The 23,358-nt window shown below is 46.7% G+C and carries 27 protein-coding genes and 1 pseudogene; 24 read left to right on the plus strand and 4 right to left on the minus strand.

Going from position 1 to position 23,358, the window contains the following annotated elements; genetic code table 11:
* Positions 1–80: 80 nt before the first annotated feature.
* The 4 genes from ABEW73_RS30565 to ABEW73_RS30580 all read left to right on the plus strand — a co-directional run bounded on the left by ABEW73_RS30565 (position 81) and on the right by ABEW73_RS30580 (position 4,588).
* Complete coding sequence (locus ABEW73_RS30565; RefSeq protein ID WP_430165231.1) at positions 81–854, plus strand: SDR family NAD(P)-dependent oxidoreductase; 774 nt, start codon at positions 81–83, stop codon at positions 852–854.
* 526 nt (positions 855–1,380) lie between these two features.
* A complete protein-coding gene (locus ABEW73_RS30570; protein ID WP_430165229.1) occupies positions 1,381–2,718 on the plus strand; it encodes an ABC transporter substrate-binding protein in 1,338 nt (445 codons plus the stop codon).
* A gap of 118 nt (positions 2,719–2,836) precedes the next feature.
* Positions 2,837–3,694 carry a carbohydrate ABC transporter permease gene (locus ABEW73_RS30575; RefSeq protein WP_076321207.1) on the plus strand — a complete coding sequence of 286 codons (858 nt, stop codon included), beginning with the start codon at positions 2,837–2,839 and terminating at the stop codon, positions 3,692–3,694.
* A 21-nt stretch (positions 3,695–3,715) separates the two neighbouring features.
* Positions 3,716–4,588, plus strand: coding sequence for a carbohydrate ABC transporter permease (locus ABEW73_RS30580; protein WP_076321208.1), 873 nt, complete (start codon positions 3,716–3,718; stop codon positions 4,586–4,588).
* A 102-nt stretch (positions 4,589–4,690) separates the two neighbouring features.
* On the opposite strand, the pseudogene ABEW73_RS30585 reads toward ABEW73_RS30580, so the two are convergent.
* Positions 4,691–4,797: pseudogene (locus tag ABEW73_RS30585) on the minus strand (NAD(P)-dependent oxidoreductase); the annotation flags it as partial.
* A gap of 199 nt (positions 4,798–4,996) precedes the next feature.
* On the opposite strand from ABEW73_RS30585, the gene ABEW73_RS30590 reads away from it, so the two are divergent.
* Both ABEW73_RS30590 and ABEW73_RS30595 read left to right on the plus strand, forming a co-directional pair.
* Positions 4,997–5,431 (plus strand): MarR family winged helix-turn-helix transcriptional regulator, encoded by a 435-nt coding sequence (locus ABEW73_RS30590; RefSeq protein WP_076321209.1) that lies wholly within the window; start codon positions 4,997–4,999, stop codon positions 5,429–5,431.
* Positions 5,432–5,485: 54 nt separating this feature from the next.
* Entirely contained in the window at positions 5,486–6,121 is a 636-nt protein-coding gene (locus tag ABEW73_RS30595; protein ID WP_430165227.1) for an NAD(P)-dependent oxidoreductase, read from the plus strand.
* 379 nt (positions 6,122–6,500) lie between these two features.
* Here the strand turns inward: ABEW73_RS30595 and ABEW73_RS30600 are convergent, their stop codons facing one another.
* Positions 6,501–6,962: an Hsp20/alpha crystallin family protein gene (locus tag ABEW73_RS30600; protein ID WP_430165225.1), complete on the minus strand. Its 462-nt coding sequence runs from the start codon at positions 6,960–6,962 to the stop codon at positions 6,501–6,503.
* Positions 6,963–7,084: 122 nt separating this feature from the next.
* Between ABEW73_RS30600 and ABEW73_RS30605 the strand changes: the two genes are divergently transcribed.
* Genes ABEW73_RS30605 through ABEW73_RS30625 form a run of 5 tightly spaced genes read left to right on the plus strand, consistent with a single transcriptional unit; the run spans position 7,085 to position 8,789 of the window.
* Positions 7,085–7,306: a spore germination protein gene (locus tag ABEW73_RS30605; protein ID WP_430165222.1), complete on the plus strand. Its 222-nt coding sequence runs from the start codon at positions 7,085–7,087 to the stop codon at positions 7,304–7,306.
* A gap of 18 nt (positions 7,307–7,324) precedes the next feature.
* Positions 7,325–7,555: a spore germination protein GerPB gene (locus ABEW73_RS30610; protein ID WP_430165219.1), complete on the plus strand. Its 231-nt coding sequence runs from the start codon at positions 7,325–7,327 to the stop codon at positions 7,553–7,555.
* A 49-nt stretch (positions 7,556–7,604) separates the two neighbouring features.
* Entirely contained in the window at positions 7,605–8,222 is a 618-nt protein-coding gene (gene gerPC, locus ABEW73_RS30615) for a spore germination protein GerPC (RefSeq protein ID WP_430165216.1), read from the plus strand.
* Positions 8,200–8,385, plus strand: a complete 186-nt coding sequence (locus ABEW73_RS30620; RefSeq protein WP_430165213.1) for a spore gernimation protein GerPD — start codon at positions 8,200–8,202, stop codon at positions 8,383–8,385. The genes gerPC and ABEW73_RS30620 overlap by 23 nt, the downstream gene beginning before the upstream one ends.
* Positions 8,382–8,789 carry a spore germination protein GerPE gene (locus ABEW73_RS30625; protein ID WP_430165210.1) on the plus strand — a complete coding sequence of 136 codons (408 nt, stop codon included), beginning with the start codon at positions 8,382–8,384 and terminating at the stop codon, positions 8,787–8,789. Before ABEW73_RS30620 ends, ABEW73_RS30625 begins: the two co-directional genes overlap by 4 nt.
* A 126-nt stretch (positions 8,790–8,915) precedes the next feature.
* On the opposite strand, the gene tlp is transcribed toward ABEW73_RS30625, so the two are convergent.
* Positions 8,916–9,143 (minus strand): small acid-soluble spore protein Tlp, encoded by a 228-nt coding sequence (gene tlp, locus ABEW73_RS30630; protein ID WP_430165208.1) that lies wholly within the window; start codon positions 9,141–9,143, stop codon positions 8,916–8,918.
* Between the two features lie 223 nt (positions 9,144–9,366).
* Here tlp and ABEW73_RS30635 point away from each other — a divergent pair, with 223 nt between their 5' ends.
* The 13 genes from ABEW73_RS30635 (at position 9,367) to ABEW73_RS30695 (ending at position 22,351) form a co-directional block, all read left to right on the plus strand.
* Positions 9,367–10,656, plus strand: a complete 1,290-nt coding sequence (locus ABEW73_RS30635; RefSeq protein ID WP_430165206.1) for a WD40/YVTN/BNR-like repeat-containing protein — start codon at positions 9,367–9,369, stop codon at positions 10,654–10,656.
* 196 nt (positions 10,657–10,852) lie between these two features.
* The gene (locus ABEW73_RS30640) at positions 10,853–11,035 is read left to right on the plus strand and encodes a hypothetical protein (RefSeq protein WP_430165204.1); all 183 of its coding nucleotides are present in this window, start codon (positions 10,853–10,855) and stop codon (positions 11,033–11,035) included.
* Between the two features lie 215 nt (positions 11,036–11,250).
* On the plus strand, positions 11,251–11,667 hold the full coding sequence (locus tag ABEW73_RS30645; protein WP_430165201.1) for a DUF2500 domain-containing protein: 417 nt from the start codon (positions 11,251–11,253) through the stop codon (positions 11,665–11,667).
* A 67-nt stretch (positions 11,668–11,734) separates the two neighbouring features.
* Complete coding sequence (locus ABEW73_RS30650) at positions 11,735–12,484, plus strand: SDR family NAD(P)-dependent oxidoreductase (RefSeq protein ID WP_430165198.1); 750 nt, start codon at positions 11,735–11,737, stop codon at positions 12,482–12,484.
* Between the two features lie 200 nt (positions 12,485–12,684).
* The gene (locus ABEW73_RS30655; protein ID WP_430165195.1) at positions 12,685–13,413 is read left to right on the plus strand and encodes a hypothetical protein; all 729 of its coding nucleotides are present in this window, start codon (positions 12,685–12,687) and stop codon (positions 13,411–13,413) included.
* Positions 13,414–13,445: 32 nt separating this feature from the next.
* Positions 13,446–15,017 carry a helix-turn-helix transcriptional regulator gene (locus tag ABEW73_RS30660; protein WP_430165193.1) on the plus strand — a complete coding sequence of 524 codons (1,572 nt, stop codon included), beginning with the start codon at positions 13,446–13,448 and terminating at the stop codon, positions 15,015–15,017.
* Between the two features lie 139 nt (positions 15,018–15,156).
* The gene (locus ABEW73_RS30665; RefSeq protein ID WP_430165190.1) at positions 15,157–16,788 is read left to right on the plus strand and encodes an extracellular solute-binding protein; all 1,632 of its coding nucleotides are present in this window, start codon (positions 15,157–15,159) and stop codon (positions 16,786–16,788) included.
* An 82-nt stretch (positions 16,789–16,870) separates the two neighbouring features.
* The gene (locus ABEW73_RS30670) at positions 16,871–17,830 is read left to right on the plus strand and encodes an ABC transporter permease (RefSeq protein ID WP_430165188.1); all 960 of its coding nucleotides are present in this window, start codon (positions 16,871–16,873) and stop codon (positions 17,828–17,830) included.
* A 14-nt stretch (positions 17,831–17,844) separates the two neighbouring features.
* Positions 17,845–18,726: a carbohydrate ABC transporter permease gene (locus ABEW73_RS30675; RefSeq protein WP_430165186.1), complete on the plus strand. Its 882-nt coding sequence runs from the start codon at positions 17,845–17,847 to the stop codon at positions 18,724–18,726.
* 15 nt (positions 18,727–18,741) lie between these two features.
* On the plus strand, positions 18,742–19,869 hold the full coding sequence (locus tag ABEW73_RS30680; RefSeq protein ID WP_430165184.1) for a glycoside hydrolase family 88 protein: 1,128 nt from the start codon (positions 18,742–18,744) through the stop codon (positions 19,867–19,869).
* A gap of 173 nt (positions 19,870–20,042) precedes the next feature.
* Positions 20,043–20,678: a copper resistance CopC family protein gene (locus ABEW73_RS30685; protein WP_430165181.1), complete on the plus strand. Its 636-nt coding sequence runs from the start codon at positions 20,043–20,045 to the stop codon at positions 20,676–20,678.
* On the plus strand, positions 20,679–21,767 hold the full coding sequence (locus ABEW73_RS30690) for a copper resistance D family protein (RefSeq protein ID WP_430165179.1): 1,089 nt from the start codon (positions 20,679–20,681) through the stop codon (positions 21,765–21,767). It begins immediately after the preceding gene.
* Between the two features lie 152 nt (positions 21,768–21,919).
* Positions 21,920–22,351, plus strand: a complete 432-nt coding sequence (locus ABEW73_RS30695) for an N-acetyltransferase family protein (RefSeq protein ID WP_430165177.1) — start codon at positions 21,920–21,922, stop codon at positions 22,349–22,351.
* 107 nt (positions 22,352–22,458) lie between these two features.
* Here ABEW73_RS30695 and ABEW73_RS30700 read toward each other — a convergent pair whose 3' ends face one another.
* The gene (locus ABEW73_RS30700) at positions 22,459–23,331 is read right to left on the minus strand and encodes a helix-turn-helix domain-containing protein (protein WP_430165174.1); all 873 of its coding nucleotides are present in this window, start codon (positions 23,329–23,331) and stop codon (positions 22,459–22,461) included.
* Between the last annotated feature and the right edge of the window lie 27 nt (positions 23,332–23,358).

The raw sequence follows: 23,358 nt of genomic DNA on the forward strand, positions 1-23,358 counted from the left end.
CATTTTTAAACGGATCGAAGGAACGTTCATTTATTTGATCATAGAACTTGATTACAGATTGATGCTTAGGAGGAATTGGAATGTATTTACCAAGTTTTCATCTGGAAGGGAAAAAAGCTTTTGTTACAGGGGCGGGACGCGGAATCGGACGCGCCATTGCCATAGGATTGGCGGAGGCCGGATGTGATGTCGGCTTGATGTCCCGAACCAGAAGCGATTTGGAGGAAACCGCAAATCTGATCAATGGCTTGAACCAGGGTCAGGCATTTGTGCTTCCAGGTGACCTGACCATAAGGGAAGAGATGGAGGGAGCGATTCGAGAATTTGTAGATCAGGCAGGACGAATCGATATACTGGTCAACAATGCCGGCATGAATATTCGTACGCCTGCGCTGGAAGTGACGGATTCCGAATGGGACTTAATTGTGCAAACCAACCTCAAGTCGGCTTTTGTAGCTTCTCAAGCGGCTGCCCGATTTATGAAAGATCAGGGAAATGGCAGAATCATTAACATCTCCTCCGTAGGCGGACACACCGCCCTTCGCACGGGCGTTGTCTATGGAGCCACGAAGGCGGCTCTCATCCATATGACCAAGGTGCTTGCGATGGAGTGGGCGCAGTACGGAATTCAGGTCAACTCGGTTGGACCTTGGTATTTCCGGACTCCGCTGACGGAGAAGCTGCTTAGTGATGAAGCTTATATGCAGGCCATATTGGACCGGACACCGCTTAAGCGCGTGGGAAGTCTGGAAGAAGTGGTGGGACCTGTCGTTTTCCTGGCGTCCGAGGCTGCCAATTATATGACCGGGCAAACACTGCTGGTGGATGGCGGACTTAGCATATATGGATTCTAGCAAGGGAGTATTCTTTCAAACTGAAGAATATAGTGAAATCGAATGGTAACGAAAGAAATGCGGCCACGCTTCCGGTTTGGACTATCCGGATGGGGATCCCGTAATGCTTGAGCAGAGCATTGACCGCAGCTTGAAGCGACTGAAGGTGGACCACGTCGGGGTAAGGCATAGGTGTATAAGAAGAGCCTGTCGAGAGATCTCTCGACAGGCTCTCTTTGCTGCTTAAAAGATTGCAAACCATACTGTAAATGATGATGTTATTTCAACATATGAAAAATTCATAATAAAGAAATGCCCATCCATTTCCTGATCTAGCCACTGCATTATTTTCATCTAGCTTCCTCTATACCCAGCACGTTTTCCAGATTTAAAACGGGAGGCATGAAGCGAAAAAAGTTGACATGGAAAAATTTCCCCCTGCAAAAGATGAATGTCCCCCTTTGAAACCAGTAGGGCTTGGAATAAAATTCTGGTAGACAGCAAGTATTTACATAAGGTTCTGAAAAAATACTTAGGGGGATTAGAAATGAAAAGGACTTCCATGTTACTCATGAGTGTCATGTTGTTGCTCTCCATGTTCCTAGCAGCATGCGGTAACAGTGGCACCAACACTCCTGCTGCTGGAGGAGATACTCCGAAGGAAACGCCGCCGGCAGATGGGAAGAAGGAAGAAGCCGCTCCGGTTTCGCTCCGCGTGTTCTCGACTTTCGGAGGAACTGACGCAGCTCGCGAAGCCTTCCAGGCAGCGTTGGATGAGTTCACGAAGGAGCATCCGAACGTGAAGATAGACAACGACACCATGTCAGCAAATGATGACGGTTTCAGAACGAAAGTTAACACCGACATGAACAGCGGCAACGAGCCTGACTTGTTGTTCTACTTCATCGGGGCTGACGCAGAAGGATTCGTCAATGCCGGTAAAGTTGTGCCGCTGAACGAAGTTCTCGACGCTGACGCTGAATGGAAGAACGGCTTCATTCCTGACGCGCTTGAGCTTGCCAAGCAAAAAGACGGTAACATTTACGCTGCACCATTGACCGGTTTCTATGAAGGCTTGTTCGTAAACAAAAAAATCTTCGAAGAAAATGGTCTGGAGCTTCCAACAGACTGGGCGAAATTGACCACAGCTGTGGAAAAGTTATCTGCCAAAGGCATTATTCCTTTGTCCGTACCATTTGACCAATCCCACTACCTGATCGAGCATACGATTTTGTCTGCAGCCGGTCCTGAAAGCCAAAGCAAAGGTCTACTTGATGGCATCGATCCAAACTGGGAAAAAGCGTATGCGGCTATGAAAGAATTGTATGATCTGGGCGCATTCCCTAAAGATGCGGCCACGATCGACCTGAGCATGTCCGGCAACTACTATAGTGAAGGCCTGGCTGCTATGACCATCGAAGGATCTTGGGCAGTTGGCGGTTGGAGCGATGATACTCGTGACAACTCTACAGTTCTGCCATTCCCTACGGTTCCTGGTGGCGCTGGCAGCGGTAATGATATCGTAGGCGGTTTCGGTTCCGGTTTCTACCTCTCCAAAGCCACTTATGATGATGCAGCCAAAAAAGAAGCGGCAATCGCTTTGCTGAAACACCTGACTTCCCCGGCATCTATTCAAAAAATCGCTTCAGCTAACGGTGGTACACCAGCTGCTGACGTTGAAGTGACTGGATTGCCGCAAGTAGCTCTTGACGGTTTCGCTATGGCAGCTAAAGCAGCTACCATCGTTGCACCGGTTGACAGTAAAGTTTCGCAAGAAACGTTTGGTAACCTTCGTGCTAATGTTCAGCCTGTAGTAGAAGGCAAGAAAACGCCTACTCAAGCGATCGAAGAAGCGAAGAAAACAGAAGATGCCAACAAAAAATAGTTTTTATCAGAAACGGTAGAAATAAAAGTGACGTTACGCCGCCCCTCTGCTTTCATTTGGGCGGCGTAGTCATTTCGGCAAGGACGATGAAGAAAAATAAACATCAAGGGTGATTAATATGAAGGGTGATCGCAAGTACATTGTGATGTTTTTATTACCCGCAGCAGCCATCATGACAATCTTTCTATATTATCCGTTCTTTAAGAGTTTGTATCTTAGCTTTTATCGCACAAGCGGCTTTTTCGACAAAAAGTTTGTCGGATGGGCTAACTATGAGAGACTCGTTACGGATAAACTGCTTGGCGCTGCAACATTGCACACGCTGGAAATCATGCTCTATGTTATCGTGTTTCAGGTTGGGATCGCGCTTGTGTTGGCCGTCCTGGTAGATAACATTTCCAAGCTCAAAGGGTTTTATCGAACTGTCTTTTTCTTCCCGGTTGTCATATCGGGTACTGCCATTTCCTTATTATTTGTATTGTTCTACAATTACAACTTCGGTTTGCTGAACAATTTGCTGGCGAATTTCAACATTGAGAAGATTTTGTGGCTGGATGCGAAGAATGCACTTAAGGCAGTATCGATTCCAACGGTATGGCATTATGTGGGCTTTTATTTCGTCCTGTTTTTGACCGCCATGTCCAAAATACCCGCGGATTATTATGAGGCTGCAAAATTGGAAGGAATCACCGGGTTCAAGAAAACAACGATGCTTACAATTCCGCTCATCATGAGTGACATTAAGGTTGTTATCACCCTTGCCATTACGGGAACGTTGAAGGTGTTCGAGTTCATCTGGGTCATTACAAGCGGCCAGAATGGAACGGAAGTACTGGGAACGTATATGTACAAAAAGGCCATGGTGGATCAGAACTTTGGTTACGGATCGGCGGTTGCTATATACATGGTGATCTTTGGCGTACTGCTTGCGTTGATTGCCAACCGTTTGATGAAAAGAGACGAGATTACATACTAAGCATTATAGGGGTGTACTGTTATGGAGCCAACCATCGTCGTTGAACACAAAACTCAGCGCGTTAGGAAAAGTCGGTTTAGTTTAGGCACCACGTTGATGTACGTGATTTTGACAGCGTGGTCCTTAACAACCATCTATCCGTTATTCTGGATCGTGAATAACTCGTTCAAGGTTTCTCGCGATGTGATGAATAATTCCTTTGGTATCGCATGGGAACCGGTGTTTGTTAACTATCAGAACGCATTTGACCGCATCAATATCGGAAGAAGTTATATCAATAGCTTGGTGATGTCCTTCAGTACCGTATTGTTGGTGTTATTGCTTGGAGGACTAGCCGCTTATGTGCTGTCCAGATTCAACTTTAAAGGCAAGCGCACGATTTATTCCATTCTGTATGCGACACTTTTGATCCCGGCGTTTGCTACCGTAGTTCCGGTATATGAGCTTCTTATCAAAACCAGCCTGGTCAATACGTACTGGGGCCTGATCTTCCCGCAAACGGCAGGCAATCTGACGTTTGCGACCTTGGTTATTGCCGGTTATATGGCAACGATACCGAAAGAGCTTGAAGAAGCTTCTTTTATGGACGGATGCAACCGATGGCAAATGTTTGTTAAGATATTCGTTCCGATCTCGCAGCCTGTATTTGCATCGACAAGTATTTTTGTATTTATGTGGTCGTACAATGACTTGTTCTCAGCGTTGATCTTTGTAAACAAAGAGAATGTCCGTCCGATCGTTGCCTTGCTTAATGAGATCAGTTCCCAATACGGAACAGACTTTGGCCTGATGGCTACGGCAGTATCGTTGACCGTTATTCCGGTGCTGATTGTGTACCTGTTTATCTCAAAGTATATTCAGAAAGGTTTGACCGAAGGAGCCGTCAAGGGTTAAGGAGACATCGAATTCAACGAATAGGCAAGTCAAGAGGGGACGCTTTCGTCACCTGTTTGACTTGCCTATTCGTTGTTATATCCCGTTTAGTCTTTAAATCTGGATGGTCGTTATCGGCGTCATGATCGCTCCATCAATATAGTCAATACCGTTCTTGGTTGCCCAATCCGCCATTTCGCGTGCACGATCAGGGAATCGGCTGTCAGGTTAGGTGAGTATTTCAACATATGAAAAATTCATAATAATGAAGAAAAGCAGTCCTATCTCTCAAGCAAGCTATATACAATTGCAACCGTGCTTCATTACGACGAAAAGGATAAAATCAATCATTGAACTAACTATAAGAAAGTTGTTGACAAAATATTAGCATCATGTTAATTTGTATATACAAATGAGAGGTGACTGGTTATGAACATAGATGATTCCATACTAAGCTCATGTTTGTTTTTTACTTCGAATCGGTTTGCTCGTTCGATGACCAAGATGGCGGAGGAAGCTTTTGCCAAAGCCGGATTATCACCAACATATTCCTATGTTCTGGTGGTAATCCATCAATATCCCGGCATCACGCAGAAAGAGCTAAGCGATAAGTTATCGATTGCTCCATCCACGAGCACCCGGTTCATTGATAAGCTGGAGGAGAAGCAGTTGGTACTGCGCCAATCCGAATGGAAAGAAACGCATATTTTTCTAACGGATGAAGGGAAGTTGTTATATCAGGAGCTGAACCAATATTTTGAACAGCTGTATGGACAGTATGTTTCCCTCTTGGGGAAGGAACATAGCGAACAATTAACTAAACTTCTCCATGAATCCAGTGAAATATTGAAAAAGGGAATATAAAGTCTCTTTTTCGTCCCTCATTTGTATATACAATTGATAAAGGAGAGATTCACAATGAAGATTGGTATTATCGGTGCAACAGGGAAAGCGGGAAGTCTGATTCTCAAGGAAGCACAAGCACGCGGTCATGAAGTAACGGCAATTGTACGCAATGCATCCAAGGTCTCCGATTCCAGTATTAACATTATGGAGAAGAGCGTGCTGGATTTGACTAATGCCGATCTTCAAGGCTTCGATGTTGTCGTGAATGCCTTTGCGGCGGCCCCCGGGCAGGAAACTCAATATGTGGAAGTAGGCCGAGTATTGATAAAAGCTCTGAAAGGCACGGATACCAGACTGTTTGTGATGGGTGGAGCCGGAAGTTTGTTTGTTGATGAAGCCAAAACCTTGCGACTCATGGAAACTCCTGATTTTCCTAAGGAATATTATCCGACGGCATTCCACGCCGGTGAGAATTTGAAAGACCTGGAGCAAACTTCCGATGTCAAATGGACATTTCTTAGTCCGGCAGCCTTCTTTAATCCGAAAGGTCAACGCACGGGCAGCTATCAGGAAGGTAAGGACCATGTCATTGTCAATTCAAGCGGTCAAAGCTATGTCAGCTACGCGGATTACGCAATTGCGGTATTGGATGAACTTGAACAGCCGAAGCATATTAACGAGCGTTATACGGTAGTGTCCGAGGCTTAATTAGTCCGGCAGCGACCTTCATATAGTTTCTTGAAAAGCTGATTTCATCATGAAATCAGCTTATTTAAGTAGGAAATCGTCCTTGATAAGTGAATAATACATCATGTGAAAAATTCATAATAGGAGAATAACTTCAATTTATCTAGCTGCTTCGATCTAATGCACCTCAACCTCCTGTATAGTCCCTACACAAAAGTGGAAATGGTGGGAGATATCCACACACTGACAACCGTTCTTCATTGCGGTAAAAGAGGTATTACGTATGGTTGCACAAATCCAGTGACCTGCATACAACATTCGTTGTACGCAGGCTGAACCGGAGTGAATTGACAGTAGGAACCATTCTTGGATTGTGACAAACGTCGCAAGATATAGGAGTTCATAAGAAACGAATATTGATATCATGAAATCGGCCAGTAGACATTTTTGGCATCTTAATTTGAAGAGTAGGCTGTTTATAGGTCGCAATGGTTTGTGAAGGAAGAACGGGGACGGGTAAGACGATGGTCTGGCTTTGATCTTTTGGCAAACCATGGATTTTAATTTGTGTCCGACTTAACTTAATCCATAAGTTTTCCGGATGGACAAGTTTGGGTACATAACATTTTACAACCAGAAAGTTATGGGTATCAAGAGTTTCATATCGAAGTGTATTAGGGTTAGGCAGCATTTCATTTCCGGCGGTTGCTTGTCTGATCGTATCCTTTACATAATCCTCAATTACGGTTGGATCCAGCTGGAAATCCTCATTGAGATCATTAAGATCTTTGAATGGAAACGAATTGTTTTTGAAAAAAGAGTCCTTTGACAACCAGTCAGGCCGTTTGGATCTTGAGTTCATTCTATATCCCTCCCTCGTTCTGTAAATTCATTATATGGGCGAAAGAAGGTTATAGTGACATCTGGGCTTCCAACCACATAGAATAAATCCAGGCGTATGATTTTGAATGAAGAGGTGGAATTGTGGTTTCGATAATCGGCAATATGAAGATTGTAAACGTGGGCCCCAGTTCTACGGTCTTGGTTGGAAATACAGGCGTCATTGATTTAAACAGTACCTCAAAAGCTTATTCCGGCGCCAACTCGTTCACCACTGGCGATACTATTGGTACGAATATTACAAACAACCAGGCCAGCAGCACGAATACATTTGATCCGGACTTGATCGATTCACCTAATGCTTAATTAAGGTTGTGATCCTCTGTGAATCTAACAATACATCAATGTATTAATATACAGCAGCTTCGGGTGGGAGCGGTGACTAATTCTTCGGTGCTGCAGATTGGAACCGCCGGAGAGATCCGGGCACTATCCAATCTATATAACACAGGTGGGTTTACAGGCCCTGCTCCGGATTTCGAGCCTCAGAATAATAGCAATAACCCCTTAGTCCCATTACCTGCGCCAACTGAAGGACTGTATAGGCAAGAATGAGGTGAATCACCTGTGCATAGATTGTATAAGGAGCAGGGGAGGCGGTGCCATGTATGATTATTATATACAGCAATTGTTCTATATTCTTCAAACCCAGTCAGAGCAGCTGAGTAGAATGGAACAAATGCTGAAGGAAATGAGCAGTAAAATAGATCAATTAAAACAGGGAAGCGAGAAAACGATAGATCGGGTGCAATATAATTTTGATTTATTGAAGATCGAAAAATTGGAAGGCACCTTAAATATTGGATTGATGCCTAAGGCCGGAGAATCCCTGGACGATATTACCGTGAATGGTCAGCCGTTAGAACAGTCCCAGACGGGAAATCCAGGCGGCGAACTACACTCGAACATATATCAGAATGTATCACGTTATCTAGAAGAAATCGTACCCGAGCAGATCGAACGCATGATTCCCGAATCCAAGCTTGTAGTTGGTGATGAATATGCTGGGGTTATTATTGAAGATATTCGTAAACAACTCGGAGACCGTATAACGGTTTATCTGAAGCAATATCAAACGAATAGTGAAAATATGAATCCGCAAGATGTTGAGCAATCGATCATCAAACAAGTGAAGAGTGAAATCGTTACGGCAGTCGAGCAGCACCTTCTTACTTTGCAACGAGGGAAGTGGAGTTCAAATGAAAATGACAGTCGTCAATAAAGAGCTTCAGGTTGGTTCGATCCGCATTACAGCGATCTCAAGTTCATCGGTACTGTTGATTGGAGATACCCATGTCATAAATTGCTCCTCCATGTATGATACGCCTTCCGAATCACTGCAAATCACCCCACTTGTTCCGTTATCTCCGGGCTCCGCATCATGAAACGTCATTCACACGTTGATCACATGTATATCATCAATATTTCCAATAGCTCCGTATTTGTATGCGGTGAATCGGGACATATCGATGCCGATACGCGTGCATTGGCGGTTCAGCGGCAGGTGCCGGTGTTTTTTGAAGACGAGGGACAATATGAGGATTACCCGATATTTTCTAGGCCCATGCCCACATGGCCGCCCGTCTCAGACGTAGAACTAAACATTATACAAGATTATAAAAAGATTCATGTGGGATGTGTCGAAATTATAGCGACTGCATCAGCATCGGTTGTACAAGTGGGTCCGAACGATACCATGGATTTGGAATCCAGGGTGAAGGCGATCAGACACTTTATTACGGATGCGCCCGAGTATTTAAAGGATTATAAGGGAGTTATCGTCAAATAGAATTTCGGTACTGAACATTTTACCTTCGCTTACAGTGACCCTGACGATTTCCCGGGTTGGTAGGAGATATGTGCAAAAACAGGAGGAGCGCCATACGCTCCTCCTGTTTCTATGTGATCTTTCGGATTATTCTCCTTGCTGATGGGCAGCTTCGTCTTTGATCTCTTCTCGGAAGCCGGAAATACTCTTTTCGCGACGAGCATTACGATCTTGAATCTGTTCTTTCTCGCTTGCCGGAATCTCATCCCCGAACTCCTCGAGATAATCTTCGGCTTCACGGAAGTTCTCAATCGTGTTCTGGACGGCCTGTTGCAAATGTTCTACATTGTCTTCGCGATTATCGGGTTTAGCCATGAGTTGTCACCTCCTTAAATTCAACTGCCTTGCTAAAATTTCACACCTCAAGAGTTTTCCATAATAAAAACATCCTTATGCATACGAGACGGACACGATCAAAAAAGCTACAGTATTGTAAATATTGCAAGTCACATCTTTACATATCCGTTGGACGGAATATGTTATAATGTCGAAAAAGCAGACTTGCAGCATGACATCGAAATAAGAGGAGGAAGAATTCTTGAAATCAAGTCGTTTTATATTCTGGCTCAGTATGCTAATGATGATGGCATTGATGTTAGCAGCCTGTACCTCAGAACCGATAAAACAACAGCAAACTTCTACAGTAGAAGACCCTCCTGAATCGGTTGAAGAAGAAGGTCAGACCATTACACTAGTGACGCCGGATACAGCAATGAAAGCGCCCGAGGAAAAAAGTAAATATCAGATACATACACGGTTGACGGATTTCCAACTCTTAAATGAGTCAACAGGGATTGCTTGGGGGATAACGAACACGGAGCTGCGCCTTTACCAGACCGAGGATTATGGCGAAACGTGGGTTGATATCTCTCCATCCTCCAATGTACAATTCGTTGATAAACTGGAGTATGGGAAAGACATCGTGTTCACGGATAAGAAACATGGTTGGATTATACGCAACAAGCAGAGATCAGCTGAAACGATCCTGCTCAATACGACGGATGGGGGAGACACCTGGAAGCTTTCTTCGCTGCCGGAGACAGGTATCGTCACGGCCATGTCCTTCGTCTCATCTCAGCAGGGATGGATTATGGCGAAAGGCGATCTTTCCAGGGGCTCTGAGGAGAAGTCGTTATTTCGAACCAGCAATAATGGTGGATTATGGGAAGAGGTCATGCAGAATACAGAGTATCCTACATCTCGTGTTCCCGGCAGCGTGATTCCACGAACAGGGTCCATTATTGGCTTAACCTTCACGGATTCGCTTGTCGGATTTGCGACCATCCGTGAAATGCAATCCTCCAAATTGTATATTACCCGTGATGGAGGTCAGAAGTGGAAGTCCTCCGGACAGATATTCAAGAGCAAACTGCTGGATCCGTGCGGTTCGATTTTTGCCGGCGCCCCCAAGTTTCTGGGCAAAGGGAGTAACGGAAGCGAGGTTTATATACCGGTTACCTGCGTGAAGGATGACCAGGCGAGCTATTTGGGATACTTTACTGCCGATACAGGAAAATCATGGAATCTGGTGTCATTCCCCATTGCGGGTGATACGGGTAAGGGGTCTATTCAGCCTGTTTTCCGTCGGCTTCATGATGGGTGGAGAATGGTGAACGGTATTGTTTATCATACGAATGATATGGGCAAGACCTGGAAGCCATTTCCGAGGAGTAAGCTGCTGAACGATAATCTTGCCAAATATCCGAACGTGGTAAAACTGCAGTTTACATCATCTGATGTCGGTTGGATGCTGATTGAAACAACGGACAAGAATCGATCGCGTCTGATGAAAAGCAGTGACGGCGGGGCAACCTGGCAGGGGCTATAGTTTTCGACGAGAATATATGATCTGAATATGCCGATAAAAAGAGCAGATTGAAAAAGCTTTATCGACTGTGACTATCAGTGCGGATAAAGCTTTTTTTAGTATATATTGTGAAATAAATCACAAACAATAACCTCCATGTATGCTACTATAAAGGTGTAATCAGATACTCCAAATTGTTTAGAAGGGGACGATCCTCATGCATACCGATCAAATGACGATAAATTTCCTCCGCCTTTGCTACCATTGTGATGATGCTTGTTTATGCGACACCGAGGAGCAGTGTCTGGCCTGCTGGAATGAGCAGGACATGACAGCGCAGGAGCATGAAATGACAGGACAAGAAGAAACGATGAAATGGATGAGATTGGCTTACGATTGAATGGAAATGAAGACAATGAAGAGAATGAATGAAACAGGACGTTCTAGTCCCGGGAAGAAGCTGATGACTGGCAAAATGCAGACATCAGCTTTTTTGGTGCTCCCAGAAAGGGACAAGTTCTTTAAAATTTCAATCAAACTTTCCATAAGGTATGAGTTAAATTGTCCGAATTAAAGCATATACATATTTCAAGACAAGGTGGAGGGGGGAGCCGTATGGGATCGGGGTCAGTGTGGATGTTCGATTTTTTCGGCAGCGTTATGCCCGTGTTTTTCATCGTCGTCATCGGGATCATTTTGCTGTCGGCCGGTAAGGGAATCTTGCAATGGAGTCAGAATAACCGACAGCCTTTGCTATCGGTCGATTCCAAGATTGTGAGCAAGCGAACGGAAGTGAAACACACGCAGCAGACAGATGATACGATGTCGAGCCGTACTCGTACCACCTATTATCTGACATTTGAAGTAGAGAGCGGAGACCGCATGGAGTTTGTTGTAAATGGGGAGGAGTTCGGCATGTGTGCAGAAGGAGACGAGGGGCTGCTGCGTTTTCAGGGAACCCGGTATTACGGTTTCATTAGGCACCCCAGAGCGCATCTTAGCGTGGTTCGAGGTTATGACCATCCTAAATAAGACACGGATTTGATTTTTATATGCACCTTCTCTTGTGGTATATATGAAGGAGAAGGAGGGACAGCATATGAAATTTCAGGATAAAACGGTTGTGATCACGGGCTCTGCCAATGGGATTGGCCGCGGAGTGGCTGAGGCTTACGCTCTAAGCGGAGCTCGAGTGATATTAAGCGATGTTCATGAAGAACAAGGCAACCTGGCGGCAAACATCTTGAAGGAACAAGGATTGAACGCAAACTTCGTCCCTTGCGATGTAAGGAAGGAAGAAGAGATTAAACGCCTGATGAACCAAGCCGTTCAATATGCCGGCACCATCGATATTTTGATTAATAATGCCGGGGTTTCCCGTTGGAAATCGCCATATGAGCTCACGGTTGAAGACTGGGACGATGTGATCAACACGAATGCCCGAAGCTGTTTTTTGGCTACGCGTGAAGCGGCGGTACATATGAAAAAGGCTGGAAATGGCGGGGCTATCGTCAATATGTCATCCACGCGTTCGATTATGTCCGAGCCGAATTCGGAGGCTTATGCAGCTTCCAAAGGAGCCATTGTCGCGTTGAGCCATGCCATGGCCGTAAGCCTGGGACCCGATGGGATTCGGGTGAATTGTATAAGTCCTGGCTGGATTGAAACTGGAAACTACGATGAGCTCCGTTCAGTTGACCATAAACAGCACCCAGCCGGGCGGGTCGGGATCCCAGCTGATATCGCTAAAGCCTGCTTCTATTTTACCGATCCGGACAATGATTTCGTGACGGGGGCCCATCTGGTTGTGGATGGCGGCATGACCCGCAAAATGATATATGAGCCTTAGTTATCTGAATATAAAGAGCGTCTTCCCATGGAAGGCGCTCTTTTTCTTAATGGTCAAGGGGGGCCGGTGTCTACCATATGATACAAATTCGTGATGCATTAACACTTTTGAAGAAAACCTGTTCATGATAAATAAAAACAGTATGATGTAATTAATGTAAGTACGAAAAGCCACATCTAAAGAATGGAAGGAATGAGGGTATGGGGAAATTGACGACAACCAGCACAAAAAATGAGCGTTCCAATCGAGTGTCCGTGTTCGTTACACTGCTCATGTCCTATCTTGTGATACTGCTGATCCCGGTCATCGTGTTCTGGGGACTGTATACGCAAATCGAGCGGATTATGATCGAAAATGCCAACAACTCCAATATGACACTGATCGAGCAGGCGAAGCAGGTGGTGGACAGCCGATTGGATGAAATGCATCTGATTTCCCGGAACATCACTTCGCATCCGCGACTGGATGCGCTGCTAAAGGCAAGCTCCCCTCAAAATGGAACCGAGCATTACAATTACTACACCTTCATGCAGGAAATGCAGCGATACCGTAACAGCAGCAGTTTTATCACCGATTTTTATGTATATCTACGGGAGAGCGATACGGTTCTCAGTCCCTCCTTAAAGACAACGTCCAGTGTCTTGTTTTCCGATATTTACGGATATGAAAAATTAACCTACCAACAGTATCAAGCAGATATTCTGCACGGCATCCACTTTAACCGGTATTTGCCCGTGACCGAAGTTGGCAAAGGGTTAAATCAGAAACGCATGCTCACATATATGCAAACGCTTCCATTTGGTGAGAAGGCCAATCCCAAAGGCGCGCTTGTTATGCTGATTGAGGAGAGACAGATCGCAGGATTGCTTGATGAGATTGTGAAAACAAACCACGGAACGATTTACATCAAGGAGCCAGCGGCCAAGTAATTCTTAGTGCCGGTGAAGCTGAAGCGAGCAGTATGGGTAAAACCACGGATAACCAGCGTGTGCTGACGGTTTCGGCAAGATCCGCGAGGAGCGGGTGGGAGTACGTGTCGGTCGTGCCGGAAAAAGTGTTTATGGAAAAGGTCAATATGGTCAAACGAATGGCCGTTGGCGTTCTGGCCATCTGTCTTGTCGCTGGGATTGCTGCCTGTGCCTTTATGACCTACCGCGCGTATTTCCCTTTGCGCGACATTATCCGCTTCATCCGGCAATCCCATCCGGCGAAGGAGGGGAAGGTACGCAACGAATATGATTTTATCAAAACGACGATGGCTGATTCTTTCGGTAAGCAGACCAAGATGAAAGAGCAATTGTCCAGGCAAACCCCTGTGATTCGGTCCAACTTTTTGCAGCGTTTATTGAAGGGAAACGTGGATACGGCGGATATGTCCGATCATGCTCTGGATTTCATGGGGATCTCGTTCCCACATTCCAGTTTTGCCGTTGCCTTGATCGAGTTGAGGGATGCCAGCGGGTTCATACATAATGAGCGGGAAAGAGAATGGGCCCTGATCCGTTTTGTCACCGGGAAGGTGGCGGAAGAAATTCATCCCTTTACCGCATATTCCGTGGAGCTGGAGAAGAACCTGGTTGCCATTATTCTAAACATGCCAGAATCTCTGCATGACAAAGCAGTCCAGCTGTACGATTGGGCAGAACAAGTGAAGCTGGTGATTGAACAGCGCTTTAAATCCGAAATCACGATCGGGATCAGCGATATCCGTTCAGGTCTTGGATGCTTGGCGAGCGGCTACATCGAAAGCTTGAAGGCTTTGGAATATTCCATTTTTACGGCGTATAAACCGATTTTATTGTACGAAGAAATGAAACAGAAAACGGGGGTGCATTATGATTTTCCCATTGAGACGGAAGTCCAGCTCATTAACGCGATGAAAAGCGGGGATACGGATAAGGCGCAGGATATCATCCAGTGTCTGTACCACAATAACTTCAACGGACAATCCATCTCGCCTGAGCTCGGCAGACTCATGTTCGCTAACCTGCTCAGTACCATGTTCAAGCTGCTGAATGCTTTGAATTTGAAGTACGAGGATGTATTCGGCGAGTCAGGCAAATCGATTGAAGACATAACGGAGGGCAGTACGGTAGAGGAGCTTTACCGGGAAGTGAAATGGATGTTCGGCAAGGTTTGTCTATACGTAAGAGATCAAAGGGGCGATTCCTCTTCGCTGCTGCTTGAGAAGATCAAGAGCTACATTGCGGATCACCACGACGATGCCATGATCAGTCTGGCTTCCATTGCCGAGCAATTCGATATTACGCCGCCCTATCTGTCGGCTTTCTTCAAGAAAAACAGCGGCACCAATCTCACGGATTACCTGGCCAAGATTCGGATCGAACGCTCCAAGGAAATGATGCGGGATGCCAAAAATACGATTTCGCATATTGCCCGGTCCGTCGGTTATACCAGTGACGTCGGTTTTATCCGGGTATTTAAGAAATACGAAGGGATCACCCCGGGAAAATACAAGGAAACCCTGCATTCCCTATCATCGACCTTAAGAAATGATCATCTCAATTCGTAATCCCTGTTTATGCATGTTGAAACTGTACGGTATACGATGTATGCGCTTCAGCCTTAGTATTTGAGGCAGGGCTGGCAGCACCTCAGCCTGAAGTCATATCGATGGATCATTCATTAGGAAAAAAGGGAGGCGTCGTGATTTGAAAACAAACCGGAAACGTGTTGCGAGACTTGCAATCTTTATGCTGATTGTGGCTATGATTGCCGGATGCAGCGGAAAAAGCTCGGGGGCACAGGAGCCGGCCGGCGGAAAAGGAAAGGAAGGTACGGACGTAGCCGCTGGCGGTGAAACGGGATATCCCGGGCAGCTTACCTATTGGGTATCGCTAAATGGAAACGCTTCAGCAACCATGCAGGATATGAACGGAATTGCTGCATATCAGGAATTGGAGAAAACAACAGGCACTAAAGTGAAGTTCCAGCATCCACCGGCGGGTCAGGAGGCGGACGCCTTCAATATCATGGTCTCGTCAGGCAATTTGCCGGATGTTGTGGAGTACGGATGGGCCAACGTATCAGGAGGTCCGGATAAAGCAATATCGGACGGTTCGATTATTCGCCTGAATGAGCTGATTGAAGAGCATGCTCCAAATGTATCGAAATTGTTGAACGAGCATCCGGAATACAAAAAGCTTATTACGACAGACGGAGGCAACATTTACGTATTTCCGTTTATCCGCGGGGACGAGTATTTGCTGACTTTTAACGGCCTTATTATCCGCAAGGATTGGCTTGATCAGCTAAAGTTATCCGTGCCGGAAACGATAGATGAATGGTATGAAGTATTAAAGGCATTCAAAACCAAGGATCCCAATGGAAACGGGCAGACGGATGAAATCCCGCTCCTGCTCGATATGGATATGACAGCAATTAATCATGCGTTTGTCGGCGCGTGGGGAATTACGACAGGTTTTTATCAGGTGGACGGGAAGGTGAAGTATGGTCCCATCCAACCGGAATTCAAATTATATTTGGAGACAATGAGCAAATGGTACGCCGAAGGTCTCATTGATCAGGATTACGCGGCAACGGACGCTACACTAAAAGACGCCAAAGTGACCAACAATCAAGTAGGTGCCTTTTCCGGTTACATGGGCAGCAGCCTCGGCCGCTATTCCGAGCTCATGCTAAAAAGCAATCCGAACGTAGATCTGGTAGGTGCTCCGAATGTTGTATTGAAAAAGGGAGACACTCCAATTCTTGGACAGAAGGATTCGCCATTCAACGGATTTGGCGCGGCCATTACAAAAGCGAACAAGTTTCCGGCGGAGACGGTGAAATGGCTTGACTATAAATACGGTGAAGAAGGGCATATGCTGTTTAATTTTGGGGTCGAGGGAGTCAGCTACGATATGAAGGATGGATACCCGACTTACACAGATGAAGTGATGAAAAATCCGGATGGCCTATCGATCACCCAAGCGTTGTCGAAATACAATCTGGCCAGTTATTCGGGACCTTTTGTCCAGGATCGCCGTTACATCGAGCAGTATTCCGCGCTTCCCCAGCAAAAAGCGGCCATTGAGACATGGATGAAGGCGGAGAATGACCGTTTGATGCCGATTATTTCACCAACGGCTGAGGAAAGCACGCGTTATGCCTCGATCATGAACGATATTAATACGTACTACGAAGAGATGGTCAACAAATTCATTATGGGCGTGGAGCCGATCAGCGGGTTTGATCAATTTGTCCAAACGGTTCAAGGTATGGGCATTGAGGAAGCGCTCCAGATTCAGCAAGCCGCGCTGGACCGGTTCAACAGCCGTTAAGTTGTAGGTGCATGAAGAGGGAGAAGACTTCAGAATTCTCCCTCTAACTGTGAATGATTTTTTGTCAGAGGAGGGGCACAGGGTGCAGCTTAAGGAAGAGACAAACCACGTTACGATACAGAGCAAGCCAGAGAGCTTCAGCATAAGAGTTGCGAAGGACTTTCGCCGAAATTCCACAATCTACCTGATGCTGCTGCCGGTGGTGGCGTTTTATGCCGTGTTTCACTACGGACCTTTATATGGCCTGCAAATTGCGTTCAAAAACTTCTCGGCAGGGCTCGGCATATGGAATAGCCCGTGGGTTGGATTTCAACACTTCAGCGATTTCTTTAACGGATTTTTCTTTGAACGGGTGGTTTCCAATACCATCATCCTGGGTGCGTACGATCTCATATTTGTTTTTCCCGCTTCCATTGTGCTGGCGTTAATGCTGAACGAGGTTCGGCATCGCATATTTAAGCGGACGGTCCAATCCATTACGTATATTCCCCATTTCATATCCGTTGTCGTGGTTGTCGGGATGCTGGTGGATTTTTTGTCCGTAGACGGGCTGATCAATCACATCATCACCTACTTCGGCGGAAAACCGATTTCGTTCATGCGGCTGCCGGAATGGTTCCGCACCATATATACCTCATCTGCCATCTGGCAAGGGATTGGATGGGGATCTATCATTTACCTCGCGGCCATTTCCAATATCGATCCATCCCTTTATGAAGCGGCTAAAGTGGACGGTGCCGGCCGCTGGAAGCAGATGCTTCAAATTACGCTGCCCGGCATCCTGCCAACGGTCATCATACTGCTCATCTTGCGGATTGGTTCCTTTATGGCGCTGCAAGATGAGAAGATCCTGATCATGTACAATCCGGTCATCTATGAGACGGCGGACGTTATCGGAACTTATGTCTACCGCAAGGGGATACTGGAAGCGAGTTACAGCTATAGTGCTGCTGTCGGCATGTTTAATTCCCTGATTAACTTTATGCTGCTCATTGGAGCCAATTATCTCAGCAAGCGGTTTACCGACACGAAGCTGTGGTAGAAAGGGGGCATCTCATGCGTACTTCAAAATCTGTCAGTGAAGTCCTGTTTGATTCTGCGAATGTCATTCTCTTGTGCTTGCTATCGATTGTCACGTTATACCCTTTCCTATACGTATTGTTTGCTTCGATCAGTACACCGGCCGAATTCGTTCAGCACCGGGGTATCCTGTTGTGGCCCAAGGGCTTCTCGCTGGATTCCTATCGTATGGTATTTGAGAACCCCAATATTATCCGAAGTTACCTAAACACGATATTTTATGTGGTGGTCGGCACGTCGCTGAACATTCTGATGACGGCTCTTGGAGCCTACGGCTTATCCAGGAAAAACGTGATGTGGAAGAGCACCATTATGATGCTGATCGTAATGACGATGTTTTTCGACGGTGGGCTCATCCCGAAATACCTGCTCGTGAAAAATATGGGTCTGATTGATACGTACTGGGCTTTGATTATTCCAAGCGCCATGACGACATGGAACTTGATTATTATGCGAACGGCATTTCAAGGCGTACCGGATGCGCTCGAGGAATCCGCACGGATCGACGGAGCCAGCGACTGGACCATTCTGTTCCGGATCATCATCCCGCTATCGCTGCCGGTCATTGCGGTGATGGTGCTCTTTTACGGGGTATGGCATTGGAATAAATGGTTTGATGCCCTCATCTATTTAAGGGATCGGGACCTGTTTCCGCTGCAGCTGATCCTGCGCGAAATTCTGATCCAGAACGATACCAGCAGCATGATGACCTCGGTAGGCGGGGGAGATCGGATGCCAGTTGGCGAGACCATTAAATATGCAACGATTATGGTGGCTACGCTGCCGATCTTGTTTTTGTATCCATTTTTGCAGAAATATTTCGTGAAAGGCGTCATGATCGGAGCCATAAAAGAATAAGGAGGTCGTGTACTCATGTGGGAGCAAGCCATTATGGATGCGGTAGAAAAAACAAAGAGGAATATCGGACAATTCCCGATGAAGTTTCCTCATATCACGGAAGAGAAGCGTTACGAGTGGGGAGAAAGCAATGACTGGATTGAAGGATTCTATACCGGGATGATCTGGCTGTGCTATGAATATACGAAGGACCCGTTGTTTAAGGAAACGGCAATAGCCCAATTGGAGGATTACAAGCTGCGTCTTGAGGAGAAGCGACATCTTGATCATCATGATATCGGATTTCTGTATCTGCCCTCTGCCTTGGCAGCGTGGATCGTGGATGAACATGAAGATGGCAAACAGCTCGCTTTGAAAGCTGCGGATCATCTGATGCTGCGCTGGCGGGAAGAGGGACAGTATATTCAGGCCTGGGGCCGGAAGGGCGACGAGAAGAACGGCGGTCGGATTATCATCGATTGCATGATGAACATACCTCTGCTGTACTGGGCGTATGATCAGACGGGTGATGAGCGATACAAGCGCGTGGCCGTGGCGCACGCGGACAAGAGTCGACGCTACTTAATGCGGGGGGATGATTCGTCGTATCATACCTTTTACTTCAATCCGACAGATGGAACGCCCATCCGAGGAGGGACGCATCAAGGATATCATGACGGCTCAACCTGGACGCGCGGCCAGGCATGGGCCATCTACGGATTTGCACTCTCATACCGCTATACCCGTGATCCGAAATATTTGGATACGGCTTTACGTGCCGCCCGTTTCTTTATTGAATACCTGCCAGAGGATCATGTTGCGTATTGGGATTTTGACGTTCCGATTGAGGAGGATACGCCTCGCGATAGCTCCGCTTCCGCCATTGCGGCGTGCGGCATGCTGGAGATATTGGAGCATCTGGACGGAGAAGATGACAACAAAGGGCTATTGACAGAAGCCGTCGAGAAGTCGATGATATCTCTGGTAAACCGATATTCTACCATCGATGAGGCGGGTGAGGAAGGTTTGATCAAGCATGGTTCCTATTACGTCAGAGGCGGTGCGGGACCTGATGATTATATGATCTGGGGCGATTACTATTACCTCGAAGCCTTGCTGCGACTGACCAAAGGGATACCCGGCTATTGGTATGAGAGAGGTTAGTATAATTGAATCTGTGAAATATACTGGGGATGTCGCGCGCTATGCGGCACTCCCTTTTTTGTGTAAAATATCAGAGGATCATTGTTCACAATTTACTCATTAGCATTGTCAGAATGTCTTTGTTATGATGAGGAAGATTCAAATTTGAGATACATGGTTTGGAGGAGATATGCGTGTTGAAACATGTGAAAGCTTCAGTCTTGCTGACCTTGGGTCTGCTGCTAATACTGGTGTTCCCGACTGCAACGTGGGCCCATTCCAAGCTGGAAACCAGTACGCCCGCGGCGGATGCCAAGCTGACGGAAAGCGTACAGGAAGTAAGTCTGTCATTTAATGAAAATATCGATGAAAACTTGAGCACGCTCAAGATTAAGAATGCGCAAGGCGAATCGGTTGAAGTAGCAGAGGTTAAGATCAACCAGAATACCATGCAGGGAACACTGGCTGCACCGCTTCCATCCGGCTCGTATACGGTCGAATGGAAAATCGTGGGCGGCGATGGACACCCTGTGGATGGAACATACGCCTTCGAGGTAGATGCCCCGGAAGCGGAAGCTCCCCCGGAGACACCAGCAGGTACTGAAGAAACGCCTGCGGATACAGGAAATACACAGGATGAAACAGCGCCAGCGGATAATACCGCTGCGGACAACACGGATCAGACGGCTGACCAGAACCAGCAGGCAGACAACACTACCGATACCGAACAATCGGCAGGCAGTGGGTCAACGGTGTGGATTGTCGTCATCGTGATTGTAGCCGTTATTGCAGGATACTTCGGAATTAGAGCATCACGGAAGAAAAAATAAATGTCTTACTATTGGTTAAGTGAGCCGTTTCTATATTTAGCCTACGCTTTTCTGGCAGGCATCACGGTACTGTCCCTGGTACCGAAAGCATATAAGCCGGAAATTTCAGTTCCGGCCTGGCTTGGCCCAGTGGCAGCAGCATCCATCATCGTATTCGGATTTGTGCCGCTGCTGCAAATCATCATGTTCTTCAAGGATGATATCGGGTTCTGGAAGTCCTTTAACAGTATCATGTTTAAGTTCAGTGAGGGCGAGCGTTACGCCTGGATTCTGGTTCTCTCGATCCTATTGGCGATTCTGACCCTAATCGTCCGCCGGAAACCCGGTTCTGTATTACGCTGGCTTATGCCCATTGCTTTGCTGGGCATTGCGGTGGCCATGTCCTCGTTTAACCATGCGGCATCTCTGTACGATGGTGTTGGACAGCTTGCATTCTTCGGCCATTTCACCGCAATGGCGATATGGACGGGGACGTTGCTGCTTACAGGATGGTTCAGCACGGATCAGGAGCGCTGGAGCTCATTTCTCAAATGGTTTCATCCATTAGCGGTCGCCTGCGTCATCGTTGTGATCGGATCGGGTCTGTTCCTGATGACGGCGGTGACGCCGGAGCCCATAAACAGCTGGACGCTGTCCTATGGGCAAGCTCTGCTGGTTAAGCATATTCTTATTTTGCCGCTGTTGGTGTTTGCCTTTGTTAATGGTTATCTCGTAAAGCGCAAGCTGCGCCGGGATTCCGGTTATCGTCCAGCGGCATGGGCACGAAATGAAGGAGTTCTGATCTGGTTGATCTATATCGTCACCGGATATATGAACCAGCAGCCGGCTCCGCATGAGGTGATCGATACATTGGCCTCCTATGGTCCTGCTGCAACCTTTGTTTGGTTTCATCCCGGGTTTACGATTGGTGAACTGGCTTTTACGTGGAGCTGGATAGGAATTCTTAGTTTGTGTCTCGGTCTTGCTCTTCTGTGGAATGTCGTGAACGTATTTCGCAGAAACCGGGCAGCTGCCGTCGGACTGTTAAGCGGCTTAGGCGCAGTTGTGTTGATCTATTGCGGCCTGATGTTCTCAGTTACCGCCGTTTAATATTTTGGAAGTTAACAAGGTCCTTGCTGTTTATGCAGCGGGATCTTTTTTATTGTTGGAGGAGGAAGCTGGGACTGGATAAGGATGGTATACTGGGGAGTAAATAGATTATAGCTGTTACATACACTAACACTTCAAATGGGGGAAGTTATATGAACAATGAGAGACAAATCCGCTTAGCATCGCACTCGGATGCATCCGTCCTGGTCCAGTTGAACTGGGAGTTTAATGAAGTGCAAATGCCGCTTGCGGATGTTGAAGACCGATTAAAGCAATCGGGTGAAATTGTAGCCATAGCTTATATGGGCGATGAAGCTGTAGGATTTGCCTGTGCCCAGTCCTTTCAATCCTTCTGTTACCAGGAGCTGATCGGTGAGATTACGGAAATGTACATTCAGGAGCGGGCAAGAAGGCAGGGGCTGGCGGGCTTACTGATCGCTTTCCTGGAAGAACAATTGATTGCGCGTGGGGTTAAGACCGTAAAGGTGCTTACAGGTCATGATAATCATGGGGCCATTGGAGCATATGAGAAATCAGGTTATACGCGGGAGGATGAAGTGGTTCTGGAGAAAGAACTGGAATAAAATGTTGCTTGACTGTAAAATATGGATTTCATCCATCTTAAGCGTGTTGACCCTGGCTTACATCAGGATCATCATGCTTTCTTTATTTGCAGGAATATCTGATCGCTTTATTGAGGATGCTGAACATCGCTCCGGTATTGACCAGGCGTGAGCCCTGTATTTCGCTTAAACACCGAGTGGAAGGCGTGCATGTCCTTATAACCGACCTTTTCCGCAATCGTACTGATTTTGTCCGGGGTGGTGCGCAGCAGCTCGCGGCTCATTCGAATGCGAACGCTCTGCAGATAGTGATGCCAGCTCTGGCCTGTATACCGGCGGAATAACCGCTGCAGGTGGCGTTCGCTGAATCCGCTGATTTGTGCAAGCTGCGTCAAAGTGAGCTCCTGCATGTACTGCCCCTCCACGAATTGAAGAACATCATGAAAGGAGTGGTGTTGAGGCTCCGATGTCATGGGTTGTGAATGTTCAATGGCCCGGTTGAACTCTATGATTAGCTGTAGCAGCAGCGTGTGCAGATAAACGGCAGAACCGCTGCCTGGCATGGCATTTTGCTCATAAAGGGAGCCAAAGAGCCTCTCGAAGCGATCATGACGGTCCATAATCGCGTGGTATCCAAGGGATCCATCTTCCATACGTTTCAAAAAAGCTGCTGTATCCGAACCTGATGCAAAAGCAATCAGTTTGGGCAGCAGCTGTACGGAGAATATGCAATTGTTCACAATGAGCGGTTTCCCGTTTGCAGCGGTGGGTCTAAATACGTGAGGCATTCCGAGTGGTATATAGAACATTTGGCCTTTGCGTACGCGCTGTACGGAGTTCTCCAGATGATGAAAGCCTTCACCCTCCGCAATATAAGCAATTTCCAGAAAATCATGGTCATGGTAAGAGCCTGTAAAATTCTCCACGTTGCGATTCACATACATCAAGGTGTCGTCCTGGAAAAAGGTATCTCCATAATAGGTTTCCATAGGTCGTTTCATCTTACATGCTCCTTATCGTTAATCGAG

The organism is Paenibacillus lautus (genome assembly GCF_050482385.1).
GTDB lineage: Bacteria > Bacillota > Bacilli > Paenibacillales > Paenibacillaceae > Paenibacillus_AQ > Paenibacillus_AQ lautus_B.

Excerpts from the sequence above, each read along its gene's own strand:
- ABEW73_RS30565 (WP_430165231.1), top strand. The coding sequence starts at position 81 with ATGTATTTACCAAGTTTTCATCTGGAAGGGAAAAAAGCTTTTGTTACA.
- ABEW73_RS30570 (WP_430165229.1), top strand. The coding sequence starts at position 1,381 with ATGAAAAGGACTTCCATGTTACTCATGAGTGTCATGTTGTTGCTCTCC.
- ABEW73_RS30575 (WP_076321207.1), top strand. The coding sequence starts at position 2,837 with ATGAAGGGTGATCGCAAGTACATTGTGATGTTTTTATTACCCGCAGCA.
- ABEW73_RS30580 (WP_076321208.1), top strand. The coding sequence starts at position 3,716 with ATGGAGCCAACCATCGTCGTTGAACACAAAACTCAGCGCGTTAGGAAA.
- ABEW73_RS30590 (WP_076321209.1), top strand. The coding sequence starts at position 4,997 with ATGAACATAGATGATTCCATACTAAGCTCATGTTTGTTTTTTACTTCG.
- ABEW73_RS30595 (WP_430165227.1), top strand. The coding sequence starts at position 5,486 with ATGAAGATTGGTATTATCGGTGCAACAGGGAAAGCGGGAAGTCTGATT.
- ABEW73_RS30600 (WP_430165225.1), bottom strand. The coding sequence starts at position 6,962 with ATGAACTCAAGATCCAAACGGCCTGACTGGTTGTCAAAGGACTCTTTT.
- gerPC (WP_430165216.1), top strand. The coding sequence starts at position 7,605 with ATGTATGATTATTATATACAGCAATTGTTCTATATTCTTCAAACCCAG.
- ABEW73_RS30620 (WP_430165213.1), top strand. The coding sequence starts at position 8,200 with ATGAAAATGACAGTCGTCAATAAAGAGCTTCAGGTTGGTTCGATCCGC.
- ABEW73_RS30625 (WP_430165210.1), top strand. The coding sequence starts at position 8,382 with ATGAAACGTCATTCACACGTTGATCACATGTATATCATCAATATTTCC.
- tlp (WP_430165208.1), bottom strand. The coding sequence starts at position 9,143 with ATGGCTAAACCCGATAATCGCGAAGACAATGTAGAACATTTGCAACAG.
- ABEW73_RS30640 (WP_430165204.1), top strand. The coding sequence starts at position 10,853 with ATGCATACCGATCAAATGACGATAAATTTCCTCCGCCTTTGCTACCAT.
- ABEW73_RS30645 (WP_430165201.1), top strand. The coding sequence starts at position 11,251 with ATGGGATCGGGGTCAGTGTGGATGTTCGATTTTTTCGGCAGCGTTATG.
- ABEW73_RS30650 (WP_430165198.1), top strand. The coding sequence starts at position 11,735 with ATGAAATTTCAGGATAAAACGGTTGTGATCACGGGCTCTGCCAATGGG.
- ABEW73_RS30655 (WP_430165195.1), top strand. The coding sequence starts at position 12,685 with ATGGGGAAATTGACGACAACCAGCACAAAAAATGAGCGTTCCAATCGA.
- ABEW73_RS30660 (WP_430165193.1), top strand. The coding sequence starts at position 13,446 with ATGGGTAAAACCACGGATAACCAGCGTGTGCTGACGGTTTCGGCAAGA.
- ABEW73_RS30675 (WP_430165186.1), top strand. The coding sequence starts at position 17,845 with ATGCGTACTTCAAAATCTGTCAGTGAAGTCCTGTTTGATTCTGCGAAT.
- ABEW73_RS30680 (WP_430165184.1), top strand. The coding sequence starts at position 18,742 with ATGTGGGAGCAAGCCATTATGGATGCGGTAGAAAAAACAAAGAGGAAT.
- ABEW73_RS30690 (WP_430165179.1), top strand. The coding sequence starts at position 20,679 with ATGTCTTACTATTGGTTAAGTGAGCCGTTTCTATATTTAGCCTACGCT.
- ABEW73_RS30695 (WP_430165177.1), top strand. The coding sequence starts at position 21,920 with ATGAACAATGAGAGACAAATCCGCTTAGCATCGCACTCGGATGCATCC.
- ABEW73_RS30700 (WP_430165174.1), bottom strand. The coding sequence starts at position 23,331 with ATGAAACGACCTATGGAAACCTATTATGGAGATACCTTTTTCCAGGAC.